We start from the raw sequence: 15,554 nt of genomic DNA on the forward strand, positions 1-15,554 counted from the left end.
CCCCTGCCCGATCCGGGGGTGCTTTCAGGGGCCTGATGCGCTCAGGCGGGCGGTAAAGCCGTCATTCCCCAGGGCCGCGCGCGACCCTCGGAAATGACGGCCCGAAGGCCGTCAGGGTTGAGAGTGGATTTCAAGCCTCACCCAACGGGCGAGACGCTCGGCTCCGCCGGAGATCCAGTGGTCGATCTCCGTTCCGGAACGCATGTCGAACGCCAGTATGCGCAGCGCAGCGACCTGAAGGTCCGGATCGATTACCCGGAGTCGGGTAAGGTCGAACGGAAATTCCTGGCCGTTGAAGAGACCGAGCAGAAAGAGACGGACGTGCCGTCCCTGTCCCGTCGGTGACTCCGCCGCGTCGGCGAGCTGGTTCAGGGCTTCCAGGGTGGCGGGATTCATCCCGCCTCCTCGGACTGCACCTCGGCCTCCGGCCGCAGGTGTTCAGCGGCTTTCCGGGCTTGGCTTGCGGCCCGGAAAATGGCCCGCTTGTCCTCCTTGAGCTTCCGGACCCAGGAGCCGATATAGCCCTCGTGGCGAAGATCCCCCTGGATACCGATCTCGGCACAAAGGAAGGCAGCGCCCAACTCGGCGACCAGCTCCTCGAACGCATAGCGTTCGGACCCGAAGTGATCAAACTCCACGATCCCCTCGCGCGCGAGGCGGGACTCGTGCCCCGTCCAGTGCGTGAGTTCGTGGAGTGCCGTGGCGTAATAACCGGCCTCTTCCCGAAACGACGCTTTCGGGGGCAACTGGATGTAATCCAGCTCGGGCGAATAGAACGCCCGGTCGCCCCCGTGTCGGATCAGAGCCCCGGAGGACTCCAGCACCGATTCCGCGGCCTCGATGGGCGTGAAGCTCGGTTCCGGGGCGTCCCCGGTGGGACCCACGCGATACCGGTCCTCCAGATCATCGATCTGGTCCACGTTGAAGAGCTTGAAGGCCCGAAGGATCGGCACGGTTTTCATCACCGGCTCGCCCTTCTCGTCCGTCACCGGCTTGCCATCCCGGTCGGTCTTCGGCCGCTGGATCGGCTTGAAGAACACGGCCAGCGTGCTTTTCTCGCCCTTGCGCACCGTGCCGCCGACGTTCGACGCCTGCTTGAAGGTCATCCACCGACTGGTGGAATACCCGTGGGCCACCTCCTGCATCCACAGGAGCATGACGTTGACCCCGTGATAGGGGCGATTGGTCGCGGCATTGACCGGCATTCCGCTCGCCAGTGCCGCCTTGTCGCGATCCCAGGGTTTGACCCAGGGCACGACTCCGCTTTCCAGGGCCGTGATGATCTGATCGGTCACTTCCTGGTACAGGTCCTTGGAGGCTTCTTTCTTGGACATGATCTGTCTCCTGTGCATGAAAATTGGGGACAGACCGATCCCCGTGGGATCCGACTGCCCCACGGGGGTTGAAATGGTATGTTGACCGTTCGTACCCGAGCAGCGAGGCGCCGGTGATGAAGGTCATTGATGGTCAACGTTCCACCCTGGAACAGGCGCTGACACGCGCCTTGTTCAGGGGCGAAACCGAGCGGTTCGAGCAGATCAACGATCAACTCAAACCGCGCGCGGTGAAGCTCAGTACGATTGCGACTTCAGATCGAGACGTGCCAGCAGCTCCTCGTCGATCAGACGAAGCGCAAGATTGATGTCGGCACGGCCCTCCCGAGTGCTCACCTGAGCGTTCAATGCTTGCTGACGCCGCTCCAGGATTTCCTGTTCGGTCGCCGCTTCCAGCCAGGCGATAAACGCCTTGATGGTTTCCTTGTCCATCGATGCTCTCCTGTCTGTGAACGGAGAGCGCCCCACCGGGGAGTGCTCTCCCCGTGGTGGGTGAAGGAAATGGATCGACCGGCGAGCCGGCGCACCCCTGCCCGATCCGGGGGTGCTTCAGGGGCCTGATGCGCTCAGGCGGGCGGTAAAGCCGTCATTCCCCAGGGCCGCGCGCGACCCTCGGGAATGACGCCCCGAAAGACAGCCGAACCCCAGGGCAATGTCCCGGGGTTCGACGCGCTACAGCGGTCAGCAGGGTGCTTCAAGGCACCAGTGACGCGGAGGTGGAGTCACCACCCGAGGTGGGCGGCGTTTGTTGATGTCGGGCTGAGTGAACCGAAGGTCCACGCGTTCGCCCGCGCGCTTGAATGCCATGCCTTCGTGTTTCCGGCTGATGTGAAGTCCTCGCATGAGTCTGTCTCCGAGTGTTGGGGACAGACCGCCCCCACGGGGGACGGTGTCCCCGTGGTGGGTGAAGGAAATGGATCGACCGGCAGTGCCGGCACCCTTCTTCCCGATCCGGAAGGGTTTTAAGGGGCCTGATACGCTCAGGCGGGCGGTAAAGCCGTCATTCCCCAGGGCCGCGCGCGACCCTCGGGAATGACGCCCCCGAGGGGGCGCCGGCTCGATCAACCGATCCGCATTTGCAGATGGTCCAGATCGGACGTGGACAGCTGTTCCAGATCGGAATCCGTAATCGGCTCCAGGGTGCGGGTATCCAGTACCTGGAAACCGCACTTGAGGGCCTCGGAAACCGAGTCGAGCGAACGAAAGAGCTTGGTGATGGTGCGAGCTTTCATGGGGCTTCTCCGTCAGTTGTGGGACACCCCGATCCCTCCTGCCGCGGCAAGAGGGATCGGTGGTGCCCCACAACGGAGACACCCCGTTGCCAGGGGGTGAGAGGATCCCCCTGGCGAACGGTCTGCCGGATTCAGGCGGCGGAGCTTTCCGGTTCCTGAGTCGAGTCCGCCGATGCGGTGTAGACGGTTTCGCCGTCCACCTTGACCCAGGCGATCCGGAGCAGCCGAGCCTTCAACGAAACGCCGGTCTGGCCGGCCTTCTCGCCTTTCTGATACTCGAACAGATCCGGGTACAGATCACCCAGCTTGAATCCGATGAGGACCTTGCGATCTTCATCGACGTAAGACTTGGCCGCCTTGATCAGACGCTCGGCTTCCTGGCCGCTTACGCGGCAATCAAACCGGGTCTTGTCCGGGGCGTCGGCGGACCCATGCAGCGCGACGATGTCGCACGCATAGAACGACGCGCCCTTCTTGGGGCTCACCTCGCGCACCCGATTCAGGTAGCCAAGGCCGGTGATGTGCAGATCGAAGTATTTGCTCTCAGACATGGTGTTTCTCCTATCAGTGATGAATCCGGAGAAACCATGCCCGTCCGGGGATTGGTTTCCCCGGGAGGGTGAAGGTAACGCGAGGCGCTACTTTTTCTTGCTGCGACGTTCCTGACGCACGCCAATGACGTTCAAGACGACGAAGACGACAAAAATAAGAGTGGCGATCAGCGCGAACGGCTCCATCACGACTCCTCCTCGTTGTGGATGTTTCCGATGACCAGGAGTGACACCCCGAGCGTGATCACGTAGAGCACGCTGATCAACGGCACCGCCTCCAGGAACAGCGCAATAACGCTCGCGACGATCATGCCGACGCCCATCTTGCGCGAATCTTCCTTGACGGTCTTGAGATTGACAAAGGGTCTTTTCACAAAGGCGCCTCCTTCGAGAATAGCCGAAAGAGACGCGCCCAACCGGGGGGAGGCTCTCCCCGGCGTGGGTGAATGGAATACAGCAGGACCGACTGGCTGGGCCAGCGCACCGCTACCCGGTCCGGGCGGTGCTTTCAGGGACCACGATGCGCTCGTGGCGGGCGGTAAAGCCGTGTGATGGCTCTAGTTTTAGCCTTCCCAATAATCGTCTGTCAATTCATGCGGGTCGAGTGGCCGCTCGATCTGGCGCAGTTCCCGCACATCGGCCTCCACCCATGCGTGGTCCCGCTCCCGGTAGAGCAGGCGCTGCATCGGGGCGTCGTCCGGAATATCCAGGACTTCGCAGATCCCGTGTTCCGGGTGTTCCACCGTGGCGCCGGAAGCGCAGTGATCGCGGCGCTCGATGGGGAAGCGGATGATCGCCATGGGATCTCCTGTTGTCTGGCGCAGTCAGTCGAACTGCAGCTGCACCTTGCCTTCCGATAGTTTCGCACCGGCATCAAAGGTTTTGCCAGTCCGCTTGCTCTTGAGACCCTTGAGCTGTACCCGATCCCCCGCGAACAGCGTGAGCGCCTGGGCCTCGGTCAGCTTCTTGCCACTGACCTGCTTCCAGACGATGGCGTTGCACGCCTCGCACTGCCAGGCCTTGGGTGACTCCTTGATGTTGCCCTGCTGGGCGCAGCCGCACTGCCCGACCGGCCCCTGTTTCGGGGCCTTGCCGGGTTTCCCGCCCTGGTCGGGCAGCGTGGTTGTGCAGTCCGGGTAGCGGCTACAGCCCCAAAACGCCCCGGACCCGCCCTTGCGCCGCCGCATGGGGGCCGAGCAGGTCGGACAGGCGTGCTGGGCCTGCGCCTCGACCTGAACCGCATCGGCCCCCTGCTGTTGAACGTGCTGCACCAGCCGCTTGACCCATTCGGCCTGCCGCTGCAGGAACCCATCGATCTCGCCTTCTCCGTTGGCGATCTGGTCCAGTGCCTGTTCCCACAGGGCCGTGGTGGACGGGTCCTTCACCGGATCCGGCAGCGCATCGATCAGCGACCGGGCGGCGGCCGTGGACGTGAGCTTCTTCTTGCGCTCATCCAGGTAACCGCGATCCATGAGGGTCTGGATGATCCCGGCGCGCGTCGCCTCCGTGCCGATGCCCGTGTTCTCTTTCAGGACGCGCCGCAGCCGCTCGTCCGCGATCTCGCGGGCGATGTTCTTCATGGCGGCGAGCAGCGTGCCCTGGGTAAAGCGTTCCGGCGGGGTGGTTTCCTTGTCGCGGATCTGCGCGCCGGCCAGGGAGACAGGGTCGCCCTTCTGCACGCTGGGAAGCGCCTGGGTGCTTTCGTTGCGCTCCTCGACCGAGGTGTCCGTCTGGATCAGCACGCGCCAGCCGCTTTGGCGGTTCACCCGCCCCTGCGCACGGAACGTCTCGCCTTCGGCCGCGACTTCCAGCCGCGTCTGGTCGTACTCGTAGGCCGGATAGAACTGCGCGATGAAGCGGCGCCGGATCAGGTCGTAGACCGCCTGTTCCCGCGACGACATGGCATGGACATCCGCAGCGGCGGTGGTGGGGATGATGGCGTGGTGCGCCGTGATCTTCGCATCGTTCCAGCAGCGCCCCTGCACGGAAGCATCCGCGCCTTCAACCAGGTGTTCGATGGTCGAGTCGCTCTGCATCAGCGCCTGCAGGACGTCGCGTGCCTCGCCGTGCTGGCTGACGGGCAGGTAGCGGCAGTCGGTCCGGGGATAGGAGGTGGCTTTGTGCTTCTCGTACAACGACTGTGCGGTATCGAGGACCTCCTGCGCCCCCATCCCCAGCCGTTTCGATGCCTCCTGTTGCAGCGTCGAGAGATCGTAGGGCAGCGGCGCGTTCTCGCGCTTGCGCTCGGTCTGCGCCAGGGTCACGGTGCCTTGCACCCCCTGTACACGCTGCGCCACAGAGGCGGCCGCCTGTTGACTGGTACAGCGGCCTTCGGCGTCACTCACCCCCTCGGGTGGCACCCATCGGGCCTCCCAGGAGCCGTTCGTATGGCCGCAGCGGACCGATACCTCGTAGTAGGGGACCGGCTTGAACTGTTCGATCGCGCGGTCCCGATCGACCACGAGCTTGAGGGTGGGCGTCTGGACACGCCCGACCGAGAGCACGCCGTCATACCCGCGTGCCTGCGCCGCGAGGGTGTAGGCCCGCGTGAGGTTCATGCCCACAAGCCAGTCGGCGCGGGCGCGTGCCACGCCGGCGCGGTACAAGGGGAAGGTTTGATCCCCCGGTAGCAGGTTGGCGAGGGCCTTGCGCACACTGGCTTCGTCCAGCGCGGCGAGCCAGAGGCGCTGGATCGGCCCCCGGTAGCCGCACAGATCCAGCACCTCGCGCGCGATCGTCTCGCCTTCCCGGTCGGCGTCCGTCGCGACGACGACTTCGGAGGCCTGTTTCAGCAGGGACCGGATGCTGGAAAAGTGCCCCTTCACCTTGGGTCGCACGTTCATCCGCCACTGGTCCGGCAGGATGGGAAGCGTCTCCACGCGCCACTGCTTGAGCGAAGGGTCGTAGTCTTGAGGCGGGGCCATTTCCAGCAGGTGCCCGAAGCACCAGGTTACCGTCACCCCTTCCCCACGAATACACGCATTTTCCTTGCGCGAAGCGCCTATAACCCGCGCAATATCGCGGGCTTGGGAGGGTTTTTCCGCAAGAAAGAGTTTCATGTCGGCAAGGAGTTGGACGAGGCGTTCGGTCCCTGTTGGGGAGGTTCTGGCTCGTCCAGCTCAACGTAGACGATGCCGTGTCGAGATTGGGTAACGTCCCAATCGGTGGCCCGACCGCTCGCGTCCGTGGCCGTGGTTGGGGCGAGTGAGACCCGCATGAACCCCGGCGGAAGTTCGACGGTCACCACGGACGGAGAGTCGCCTTCGTCTTCGCGCCACTCGTCCAGTTGGCGCACGGCAGCGGCGTAGATCGTGAACTGGGGGTCATCGAGTCCCAGCTGATCGCGCGCCAGTGTGTCGATACGGCTAGAGAACATTCCGGTGGGCATCATGGGGTCCTCGTGTACGGGGTTACTCCACGGTTTCGCGCACTTTCGCGCGGAAGCGGTCCATGAACGCGTCCGTGGCCGGGAAGCCGTCTACGCTGTCCGTGCCCTCGTAATACTCCACGGCGATGTGACTGCCGCTGCCCTCCCGGGAAATATCCATCTGGACCACGCCGGCGTGACCGAGGATTTCGCGGTAGTCCCGCACGGAGTAGAAGGATCCGGGGTTTTCATGGAAATGGTAGGCGTCCGAGGCTTCCAGCCACGGCTGTCCGGCGGGATTGGTGCGCTGTTCCAGGGGCAGATACCCGAACTGGCGGCGGATGCGGTTGAAGGCCGTATCGACGTCGGTGGCGGTGGTGACCTCGAAGTTGAGGATCTCGTTCGCGTACTGCTGCTGTCCGGAGGCCTGGCTGCTGGATCCGGCCGTGGAGCTGCTGGACGTCGTCGGTCGCGTCTCCTCAATCACAATGCAGCCGGACAGGGCCGCGATAGCGGCACCGGCGAGGAGGGTGCGGGTGATCGTTCCGTTCGTCATGGAGTGTCTCCTTCTTCCTTGGTTGGGTCATCGGCGGCTACGCGCGATGCGATCGTGGGTTCTGGCTTCGTGGGTACGCGGGTGACCGCGGCCCATTGCCCTCTGCGCCAGTCGGCGCTTTCGTCGGCCTCCTTCCCGGCCGCCTGGTCGCTGTGCGCCTCAAAGCGGGTCGTGGCGACCACGCGACCGAGTTCCACCAGTTGGGCTTGATACAAGGGCATGGCTCAGCGAACCTCGTCCGGGTGCGTCCACTCGCCGCACCAGTGGATCGCCTTCGTAAGGGGGAACGGTCCGTCGCTCTCGCCTATGGGCTGCAGCAGTCCCGGAGGGTGGCGCCGGCAGGAGCCCTCATTGGTGCCCAGACGGTGCCAGTAGATGCAGGCATCGCAGCGCGCACGGGCGAATGGGGTCTCAGGCATCCGTCCCTCCCGCGCGCTCGTCACGTTGCCGGAACGTCACGTCCTCGACGCGCGCAAGGTCCAGATCGACGGCGGACGCGCGGACTTCGAGGCGGGATCGCTCCTCGCCGGTCTCACGGTCACTCCATGTGGACTCGAACAGTTCACCCTCGACGTGGACCCGAGCGCCCTTCGGCAACAGGCGCGCGGCCTGTTCGGCACGGGGGCCCCACAGGGCCACGTCCAGCCAGAACCCGCCTTTGTCCTCAAAGCCGCCGTTGCCATCGGGCTTCGGACGATCAAAGAAGATCCGGAGGTTGGTGACGGGGGTCGATTCGCCGCCGCGTTCGGCATGACGAAGCGTGGGCGCCGCGCCCAAATTGCCGCGACCGGAAAAGCTGTTGGACATGGATCTGCACCAGACATGGGTTCGATGCCAGCCTGCATTCGGTGGGCGGTGCGATCCACGGTAATCCGTTATCGTCCGGACGTGAGTTTCACCGTGCGGTAAGGGGTGGCGCCGTGATCGACGGTGTTCATCAGATCGAAGTACTGTCCGGCCGCACGTTCGTGCGCCCGGACCAGGGCGTGGATCGATTCCGGTGATGAAGCCTGCTCACTGAAGTGGGTGTGGAGATTTGCCTCGGCTAGTGCCCGCTGGACCCGCTGGATCGGCTCGAACCAATGACCGCTGCAGTGGATCCACAGGGCTTCGAGCTCGGAATGGTTGCTGCAACGGCCACGTTCATCCCGAATGGTGGTCGCGAGCGATTCCATTGCGGAGCACGCCTGCTGAACGCCAGGGTCTTCCTGGTCCACGCCCCGCAATGCGTCCCGGGTGATCGCCGATGTCAGTCGATTGAGCTCGTCCATGTAGCTCCAGCGGCTGTCGAAATCCTCTGGATCGAGATTGTGCTCGTGGCACCAGTGGCGAAATGGATGTGTCATGCCCCGCCCCTCTGGTCTGGCTCAGGGGGGAACACTGTTCCCCCCCTCTGGTCTGGCTCAGGACTTCCGGGTCTTGCGGCGCCACTGGTCTTCCAACGCGTTGAGTGCCTCAATCTGTGCCACCAGATCCTTGAGGCGTAGCCGCTCGTAGTTCCGCCGCCGGTGCTCGAACGTGAGGATCCGCCCTCGACGCTCGATCTTCAGCCACGCCAGACGCGTCCGCAGGGGCACACCCTCGCGGGAAAGTGCCTCCTGCAGCATGTCCGACGTAAACATCAGCCAGGACTGGCCGATGCCGTCGAATCCACGTAGACGCCACCGGAACACGGACCCACCTTCGCGTCGGGAGCGATGGATCGCAGGATGCGCGACCCACGGCCGACGATAGGTGTCCTTGAACTCCTGCACCAGCTGGTCCATCTGATCATCGATCTGCCGTAGCTCGGTTTCGAGAACCTGCATTCGCTTACGCGCGTCAGCGAGTTTCATGTATCCCTCTCCAGTGGCCCCGCGCCCCCCTTACCCTTAAAGGGCCCTTTAGGGCGTAACTACATGGCAGGCCTTCGGCTATAACTACTCCCCGTGCATCTGAGCCAGGCGACCGAACAAGGTCCATCACGTTCCGGTTTCCTGAGCCACGGCCGAGCCGTAGGACTCGGCCCGTTCGCCTGCAGGGGCGTCGGCTTCATCGTCCTCCTCGTCGTCATAGAGCCCCGGGGGCGGCTCGCTACGCGCTTTCGGGTCCCGAATGTCGGGTGCCACCGGCGCCCGCAGTTTCCCCTCCAGGACGTCCTTCGGCGGCAGGCCGAGGGTCTCGATCGCCTGCCGGGCTTTCGCTGTGCCAGCCGCCACGTCGTCTCGGGTCACGCCCTGATACTGGAATCCCTGCGGAGCGTTGAACGCACTGCGGACCAGTCGGCCACCCTGATACAGCATCCGCTCGCTCTCGTCCCGGCCCATGAGCCCGACGTGGCGCGCGGTCAGGATGGCGCGTGCGGTCCGGTCGAAGTCGGCGATCAGGTAGGCGCCCATAAAGCCGTAGGGGTTCGAGAACTCCAGTGGGACGGTGCAGGGGCTCTGGCTCTGAGCCACATCGATCTCGATACCGGGCATCGAGTCCAGAAGGCGCTCGGTCTGTTCCCGAAGGGCATTGATGCCCTCGCGGTTCTCCGTGAGGGATTCATAGGTCTGGAGCAGTTTCCAGTCGGCCCACGGGTCGTCCAGGGCCGCCGCTCGCCAGATCCGCCGCATCGTCGTGGCGAAACGAACGAGCCCGATGATGGGCGCCTTCTTCTCGCTTGCGCCTCGTCCATGCACGAGTCGCTGCGCCTGGCGCGTCTGGATCTCCATCGCGGCGGACCCGCGCAGACCTCCGGGGGACGAACTGGCGGTACGCCAATCCACGATCGGGTCGGCCTCGTTCGGCATGGGTTTCGTGTCGGCCATAGTCGCCTCCTAGTTTCGTGAGTACCGGCAGATCCCGGTCAGCGTGTTCTATCACCGCCCTCGGATTCCCGGCAGGCCAAATCCCAAATGGTCTGCCAGGGGGCTTCCGGGCGGTGATGATAAAGATCGGAACCTTCCATAAAGAGCCTGATGGCCGTGAGCGAGGACGCCTGGAGATCCGGATCGAGTCCGCGTAGGTCGGACAGGTCGAGCGGCCATTCCGGCGCGTTGTAACAGGCCAACAGCACGCGACGGACGGAGCGCGCCTGCCCGCTGCGGTTCAGCGCCACGTCCAGCAGTCGATCCAGGGCCTGATCTGCGTCTACAGTGGCAATCCTCGGCACGGGCATTCCCCTCTGGTCTGGTTCAGGGGGGAACACTGTTCCCCCCCCCTCTGGTCTGGCTCAGCGATCCCAAACCGCGTCCACGCGCCGCTGGATCTCCTCCTTCACCTCCAGGGGGCGTCGGATCCCGTGCAGCCGGATCTCGCCGGTCTCGCCGCCGCCCGCCGAGGACACCCGGACCTCGCCGATTCCGATCAGGCGATCGATGACCCCCTGTTCCAGAGTCGGGATCCGCGCATTGGCATAGCGCATCGTGCGCCGGTGGCGCGCGATGATCCCCGTCTGCACCGTCACACGGTCGGGGTCGAGAGTGAATCGGTAGTAGTAGATCGCGAACACGATCCGGAACGCGGTGAGCACCATCCAGATCCCGAGGACCATCGACAGTGCTGCCTGCACGATGGGCAGCTCGCCGATGCCCGGGATGGTCATGCGCCACTCGGCAATGCTCGCGCCTACTGGATCGGGCAACTGCCCCAGCCAGGCCACGATCTCCGGCGTCCAGGCCAGTACGGCGAGGAGCAAGGCAAACTTGAGCACCGTGGGCCATACGCTGCGCAGCGCCGGGCGCAGGGTGTAGGTCGGCACCTCGGCGTCCGCGTCGGCGGGGTGGTCCCGGGGTGGCTCCCCGGCCGACGCCGGGCGGTACTCCCGTGCGGCCTGTCGCAGTGACTCGCTTGGTTCCTCGTCGTCCGGTGGGCGAGGCGGGGGCTCGGGTGGTGAATCGGGATCGACCTGTTCCACGCCATACCCCGCGTGATGGTCGCCCCAATACACTTCGACCAGCTCGTACCGCTGGTCGGTCTCGCGATTCAGCGCATCCCGGACTACCCGAGCGCGGCCGTGGCTGAACGGCATGTCATGTTCGTCGAGGATCATGCCCCTGGCTCCTTGGATCGGTGGGTACTGCGGCTGCGGGCCTTCTCCAGCCGCTGCACCAGTTCGTTGTTCGCGTCGGGCTCGACCGTGACCACCTGCGCCTCGGCCTGCTGGACGCTTGCCTGATCGATCCGGCGTTCGCGCTCCGCCTGCTCGGCCTTGCGTCGCCGTCGTTCGGCCGCGTCCACGGCGTAGCTCGGCAGGAAATCGCCGCTGCGTGCCCGCTTGGCGACGGCACTCAGGTAGCGCAAGGGGTTGCGGATCGGATCCGTCTGAGCGCGATCCCGGATGGCACCGGCGACCTCGTCCAGGACCTGCTGGGCCTGGTCGGCGGGTAACCCCTGCAGACATCGGTCCGCGAGCTTGCGGTGATCGGCGCCGAAGCTCTCGGGATAGTGCAGCTCAGCGGCGGCCTCCTCGCTGTCGCGCGCGCCCGGTGGTTCCAATACCTCAGAGGTAGGTTTTGTAGTAGTAGGTTTATATAAACTACTACTACCCCCGCGCGCGCGAGCCGAGTTAAGATTCTTAACTCGGTACGAAGTGGCTGTTTTTGAAGGATTTTCGTCGGGCGGGTCCACCGAGTTAAGATTCTTTACTTGGCTCTCACCCGAGTTAGCCTCCTTAACTTGGGCACCGCAGGCCCGTCCCGAGGGGCTCGCGGCGGCTCGCACGGCCGGGTCGGCGCTCAGGGTGGCGAGGCGGCGCTCAAAGCGACCGCCGGTGTCCACGGGATCGGTGAGGTCGTGGTCGGCATCGAGGCGATGCTGGATCGTGGACAGCACCTGCTGCGCAGTCTCGCGCACCCGTCGATGGCCGTGATCGGTCAGGCTCTCCAGATAGGTGATGTACTCCGGATCGAGGTACATCGCCTCGGTGACGGATACCGCCTCGTCGTGGATCGCGTAGACGCTCCCCCGGTATCGGCCCTGACCGTCGCGGACGCGATCGCACAGCGAGATCCATCGAGTGATGCGCAGCATGGCGATGGCGGCGGCGATGGTGGGCCGGGACCCGAGGCCGGCGCGGCCGAACTCGTCATACGACGGGAATCCGGCGGGGGCCCGGGGATCCGAGTTCGCCTGAATCACCATCCAGGCGAGCTTGTCCGTCGGCCCCAGCTCGTCCGCGAATAGCAGCGCCCGGGGGTGGGAGTCATGCCAGTTCCCGAAATACAGGACTGCGCCTTCCTCCTCGCCGGCGGGGTCCGGCGGTCGATCCCGTAGCTGTCGCGCGGCGTCCTCCAGGTACGCCTTGAGTCCTCGGATGCGGGGGGCGATCTCCGCTGCACTCACGACGTGCCCCCGGCGGAATAGAGGTGGGTGCCGAACTGGTGATGCACCAGGTCCACCACGGGCTGCGTCGCCTTCGCCGGCGGATATGTTGGGGCCAGCGTGTGCTGACACTCCGCGACGAGCCGGTAGACCGCAGAGGCCGAGGCGCCCGTGCTTCGCGCGACGTGGAGATAGCGATCCGGATCCGGAAGGTCCTCCGGCGCGGCCCGCCATGCGTCCCACATCGCCTGAGCCTGTTCGGGCGAGGGGGAGCGCGGCCGACCGGGCTGCGAGGGCAGCCCGAGCACCCGCCGACGTCGGGCCACATCCGTCGTGGTCATGCCAAATAGCGCCTCCATCATCCGGGCGTCTGCCTGGTGCCGCAGCAGCTCGTCCTGGACCTGGCGGGACTGGACCTCGCCCCGTGCTCGTTCGAGCAGCTGATCGAACCGATCGGCGTCGATCTGCAGATCAATGAACAGATGCCCGAGCCGCGAAATCTCGACCAGCTCGTCAAATGTCATGTCGGCGAGGGTCGAGGCTTGGTCGGGTGTGAGCCCCAATACGCTGAGGGCGTTCACGTCGGCTTCCTGCAACCGGTCCATGGCGAAGCGCAGGACATGGAGGGTGAGATCCGCTGTGCTGCTCATGGCTCAGCCCTCCCACGGATCGAGATCGTCCGCGTCGGCCTGGTGCTGCAGGTCGCGGCAGGCCTGGATGAGGGCGACGAAGTCGCCGAAATCGGGGTCGCGAAGGCACGAACTGACCATCCCGCCCAGCGCGCGCCAGGGTGGCTCGGGGATGTGCCGCGCGATGACCTCCTCCTCGTCGCCTCGGTGAATCGCTGAGGCCAGGCGATGGGTGGGGGCGGTCTGCAGGACGCGGTCCGGGTGCAGGGCGATCTGCGACCAGCTGAACAGCAGCCACCAGGTCCAGAGGCGGTAGTCGTTCTCCACCCCGTTCATCCTGGCCGCCGCCTCCTCGACCGTCTCGCTCGGCAGGTCGATGAAGTAGCCATAGCCGATGTCTACGGGCTGGATCTGATCGGCGTAGTGGTAGCGGGTGGCGATCTGCCGGGCCAACGTGTAGATCCGATCCCGAAGCTCGGCCACGGTTGGCGCGGGTCCGGGCGTGGGCGCGGGCTCAGTCGGTGCCGTGACCGGTGGGGCGGCAGGGGGCGGGTCACCCTCACCGGCCCCATCACCGATCACTGGATCGGTTGCGGCCCCGGAACGTCCGGGGGACGCTCCGGGCGTTCCGGCAGGTGGGGCATCCTGGACGGGCGGTGCCGGTTGGCCCATTGCGCCGGGGGTTCCGTCCGGGGGCATATTGGCTGGGTCCGTCGTCCCCTCGGGGTCCTGCGTCGGCGGCGTATCGAGTTCCATCCGCACGGTGCGCAGATCGAGGGACAGCTCCTCGGCCAGACGCCGCTCCAGTTCCTGGCGCGCGGCACCGGGGTCCCAATCCGGGGCATCGGTGGCGGCGAGGGAGTCCTCGAAGACCATGTCCACCGCATCCTGGGTGTGCCCATGGGACTCGCCGACGGCATGGGCCGACCGGTGGAGATCACGGAGCTTCTCGATCGCCTGGCCACCAAGACCGCCATAGAGCGCCTGCGGGATGCACGGCAGTAGAGTCTTCGCGGCGTACTCAAATCGACGAAGTAGTGGCAGAGAGGCTGTATAACCGACCTCCTGTAGCCGCCGTTGCAACTCCTTACGGCTCAGGCTCTCGCCGGCCGACGCCTCGAACATTTCTCGCAGCCGATCGACCGCGAGGGCGCGATCGATCAGGGTCATCGTCCCGCGCATTTCGTTCTCGATCAGGTGCGCACCCAACACATCCTGGTCCGAGGTCCAGGGATGGAACAGCACATGGACCTTGCGGTACGCCTCGTCGCCGGTCTCTTCGTACAGCTCCTGCAGGATCTGAAGCCGCGTGTTCCCGCCGGCGCGTACCATGTAGAGGTCGTCGTCCGGCCGCCGGGTGACTTCAATGGCGTTGTTCAGACGCTTCTGCGCCCGGATGGAGGCCTTGATCTCGTCGTACTGCGGGTTGCGCTGCCGCCGGGGGTTTCCGTCATACGGCCGGATCCGGTCGATCTCCAACACCATCTGCGTGACGGTCAGGGGATCGCCGGGCGGCAGCTCCTGCGCCGCCGCATCGCCAAAATGGCCGACGGTCAGGCGGCTGCGCAGCTCCTCGGAACTCAGCTGTTTCTTAGCCATGTTGCGCCCCTCCCCGGATCAGGTGAGGCAGCAGCTCCTCGGTGAGGCGGCGCATGGTCTCGGCACCGGACAGGGTGGGCCCTTGTCGGTGGGGCTCCCACCGATGGACGGGCACCTGCTGGGTGGCCGCCTCGCGGTAGGCCACGGCGGAGGGGATGAACGTATCGAGGATGGTGATCTGGCCGCGACTTTCACCGGTGGCCTCGCGCCGGAGTTCGTCCGCGATCGCGCGGCCGTCTCCGGTTCGGTCTACCCGATAGAGGAGGCCGCGCAGCGGACCGACCGGTGCGCCCATGGCCGCCATCGGTCGCAGCCGATCAAGCATCGACACGGTCCCGCGCGCGAACTCGCGGGCGGAGAGGATTTCCGGGGGGATAGGGGAGAGCAGGAAGTCTGCCGCCAGGACGGCGGCATCCTGCAGGGGGCCGACAGCCCCCTGGGTATCCAGCAGGACGACGTCATAGAGGTCGTCGTAATCCGCGAGGATGTGTTTGAGTCGCACGCGGCCGTCCGGCGTGTGCAGGATCCATTGCTGCAGCCGACCCTGGGGATCGTTGGACAGCACAATGTCGAGGGCCCCGTCGTGCTCGCCGTCGAGCGGGATGTCAATCGGAGTGACGGTGCCGTCGGTGTCCCCGTTGGTAATGAGTTCCGTGAGCCCCCCGGCGGCGATCAGGGCCGGGTCCACCGGGAAGTAGCTGGACAGGGTGGGCTGGATGTCGGCGTCGATCAGCAGGACCTTGTAGCCGAGGTCCGCGAGGTAGGCGCCGAGGTTGGCCGTGACGGTGGTCTTGCCGACACCGCCCTTGGTTGATGTGGTCGTGATTCGGACTGTCATAATGGTTCCCCTTGGTACTGGTGTGTTTACCAGTCCTCACGGGTCACCTGACGTAACGCCCTCTATTGTTTGGTCACCGGCACCGATTCGTAATCGATAGGTCGGAGGTTCGACTCCTCTCGCCGGCACCAATCTTGCTGTCATCGTCGGATCAAGGGGGCG

22 protein-coding genes are annotated in these 15,554 nt (G+C 65.3%); all 22 read right to left on the reverse strand.

Features of this window, described 5'->3' with window-relative positions; all coding sequences use genetic code 11:
• Positions 1-111: 111 nt before the first annotated feature.
• The 22 genes from F614_RS0113580 to F614_RS0113685 all read right to left on the reverse strand — a co-directional run bounded on the left by F614_RS0113580 (position 112) and on the right by F614_RS0113685 (position 15,392).
• Positions 112-396 (reverse strand): hypothetical protein, encoded by a 285-nt coding sequence (locus F614_RS0113580; RefSeq protein WP_019559091.1) that lies wholly within the window; start codon positions 394-396, stop codon positions 112-114.
• Positions 393-1,334, reverse strand: a complete 942-nt coding sequence (locus tag F614_RS0113585) for an ArdC family protein (RefSeq protein WP_017941448.1) — start codon at positions 1,332-1,334, stop codon at positions 393-395. The genes F614_RS0113580 and F614_RS0113585 overlap by 4 nt, the downstream gene beginning before the upstream one ends.
• A 237-nt stretch (positions 1,335-1,571) precedes the next feature.
• Complete coding sequence (locus F614_RS0113590) at positions 1,572-1,766, reverse strand: hypothetical protein (RefSeq protein ID WP_017941449.1); 195 nt, start codon at positions 1,764-1,766, stop codon at positions 1,572-1,574.
• A gap of 629 nt (positions 1,767-2,395) precedes the next feature.
• Positions 2,396-2,566 carry a hypothetical protein gene (locus F614_RS14930; RefSeq protein WP_017941450.1) on the reverse strand — a complete coding sequence of 57 codons (171 nt, stop codon included), beginning with the start codon at positions 2,564-2,566 and terminating at the stop codon, positions 2,396-2,398.
• 131 nt (positions 2,567-2,697) lie between these two features.
• Positions 2,698-3,117, reverse strand: coding sequence for an STY4534 family ICE replication protein (locus F614_RS0113600; protein WP_019559092.1), 420 nt, complete (start codon positions 3,115-3,117; stop codon positions 2,698-2,700).
• 185 nt (positions 3,118-3,302) lie between these two features.
• Complete coding sequence (locus F614_RS0113610; protein ID WP_018879180.1) at positions 3,303-3,491, reverse strand: hypothetical protein; 189 nt, start codon at positions 3,489-3,491, stop codon at positions 3,303-3,305.
• Between the two features lie 189 nt (positions 3,492-3,680).
• Entirely contained in the window at positions 3,681-3,917 is a 237-nt protein-coding gene (locus F614_RS0113615; protein ID WP_017926599.1) for a hypothetical protein, read from the reverse strand.
• Between the two features lie 24 nt (positions 3,918-3,941).
• Positions 3,942-6,176 (reverse strand): DNA topoisomerase III, encoded by a 2,235-nt coding sequence (locus F614_RS0113620; RefSeq protein ID WP_081619723.1) that lies wholly within the window; start codon positions 6,174-6,176, stop codon positions 3,942-3,944.
• The gene (locus F614_RS0113625) at positions 6,173-6,508 is read right to left on the reverse strand and encodes a hypothetical protein (RefSeq protein ID WP_017941456.1); all 336 of its coding nucleotides are present in this window, start codon (positions 6,506-6,508) and stop codon (positions 6,173-6,175) included. The genes F614_RS0113620 and F614_RS0113625 overlap by 4 nt, the downstream gene beginning before the upstream one ends.
• Positions 6,509-6,527: 19 nt before the next feature.
• The gene (locus tag F614_RS0113630; protein WP_019559094.1) at positions 6,528-7,040 is read right to left on the reverse strand and encodes a hypothetical protein; all 513 of its coding nucleotides are present in this window, start codon (positions 7,038-7,040) and stop codon (positions 6,528-6,530) included.
• Complete coding sequence (locus tag F614_RS15110) at positions 7,037-7,261, reverse strand: hypothetical protein (protein WP_017926602.1); 225 nt, start codon at positions 7,259-7,261, stop codon at positions 7,037-7,039. Before F614_RS15110 ends, F614_RS0113630 begins: the two co-directional genes overlap by 4 nt.
• A 3-nt stretch (positions 7,262-7,264) precedes the next feature.
• Positions 7,265-7,459 (reverse strand): acyltransferase, encoded by a 195-nt coding sequence (locus tag F614_RS14705; RefSeq protein ID WP_081619724.1) that lies wholly within the window; start codon positions 7,457-7,459, stop codon positions 7,265-7,267.
• Entirely contained in the window at positions 7,452-7,847 is a 396-nt protein-coding gene (gene ssb / locus F614_RS0113640; protein WP_018879177.1) for a single-stranded DNA-binding protein, read from the reverse strand. The genes F614_RS14705 and ssb overlap by 8 nt, the downstream gene beginning before the upstream one ends.
• Positions 7,848-7,915: 68 nt before the next feature.
• Entirely contained in the window at positions 7,916-8,386 is a 471-nt protein-coding gene (locus tag F614_RS0113645; protein WP_038037422.1) for a hypothetical protein, read from the reverse strand.
• 57 nt (positions 8,387-8,443) lie between these two features.
• The gene (locus F614_RS0113650; RefSeq protein WP_019559096.1) at positions 8,444-8,848 is read right to left on the reverse strand and encodes a hypothetical protein; all 405 of its coding nucleotides are present in this window, start codon (positions 8,846-8,848) and stop codon (positions 8,444-8,446) included.
• 153 nt (positions 8,849-9,001) lie between these two features.
• Complete coding sequence (locus F614_RS0113655) at positions 9,002-9,832, reverse strand: PFL_4669 family integrating conjugative element protein (protein ID WP_019559097.1); 831 nt, start codon at positions 9,830-9,832, stop codon at positions 9,002-9,004.
• Positions 9,833-9,870: 38 nt separating this feature from the next.
• Positions 9,871-10,182 carry a hypothetical protein gene (locus tag F614_RS0113660; RefSeq protein WP_019559098.1) on the reverse strand — a complete coding sequence of 104 codons (312 nt, stop codon included), beginning with the start codon at positions 10,180-10,182 and terminating at the stop codon, positions 9,871-9,873.
• A 54-nt stretch (positions 10,183-10,236) separates the two neighbouring features.
• On the reverse strand, positions 10,237-11,055 hold the full coding sequence (locus tag F614_RS0113665) for a PH domain-containing protein (RefSeq protein WP_019559099.1): 819 nt from the start codon (positions 11,053-11,055) through the stop codon (positions 10,237-10,239).
• The gene (locus tag F614_RS0113670) at positions 11,052-12,347 is read right to left on the reverse strand and encodes an STY4528 family pathogenicity island replication protein (RefSeq protein ID WP_019559100.1); all 1,296 of its coding nucleotides are present in this window, start codon (positions 12,345-12,347) and stop codon (positions 11,052-11,054) included. The genes F614_RS0113665 and F614_RS0113670 overlap by 4 nt, the downstream gene beginning before the upstream one ends.
• The gene (locus F614_RS0113675; RefSeq protein ID WP_019559101.1) at positions 12,344-12,976 is read right to left on the reverse strand and encodes a DUF2857 domain-containing protein; all 633 of its coding nucleotides are present in this window, start codon (positions 12,974-12,976) and stop codon (positions 12,344-12,346) included. The genes F614_RS0113670 and F614_RS0113675 overlap by 4 nt, the downstream gene beginning before the upstream one ends.
• Positions 12,977-12,979: 3 nt before the next feature.
• A complete protein-coding gene (locus F614_RS0113680; RefSeq protein WP_019559102.1) occupies positions 12,980-14,554 on the reverse strand; it encodes a ParB family protein in 1,575 nt (524 codons plus the stop codon).
• Positions 14,547-15,392: a ParA family protein gene (locus F614_RS0113685; RefSeq protein WP_017926612.1), complete on the reverse strand. Its 846-nt coding sequence runs from the start codon at positions 15,390-15,392 to the stop codon at positions 14,547-14,549. The genes F614_RS0113680 and F614_RS0113685 overlap by 8 nt, the downstream gene beginning before the upstream one ends.
• Positions 15,393-15,554 lie beyond the last annotated feature (162 nt).

It is taken from the genome of Thioalkalivibrio sp. ALE12, assembly GCF_000381105.1.
In the GTDB taxonomy this organism is placed as follows: domain Bacteria; phylum Pseudomonadota; class Gammaproteobacteria; order Ectothiorhodospirales; family Ectothiorhodospiraceae; genus Thioalkalivibrio.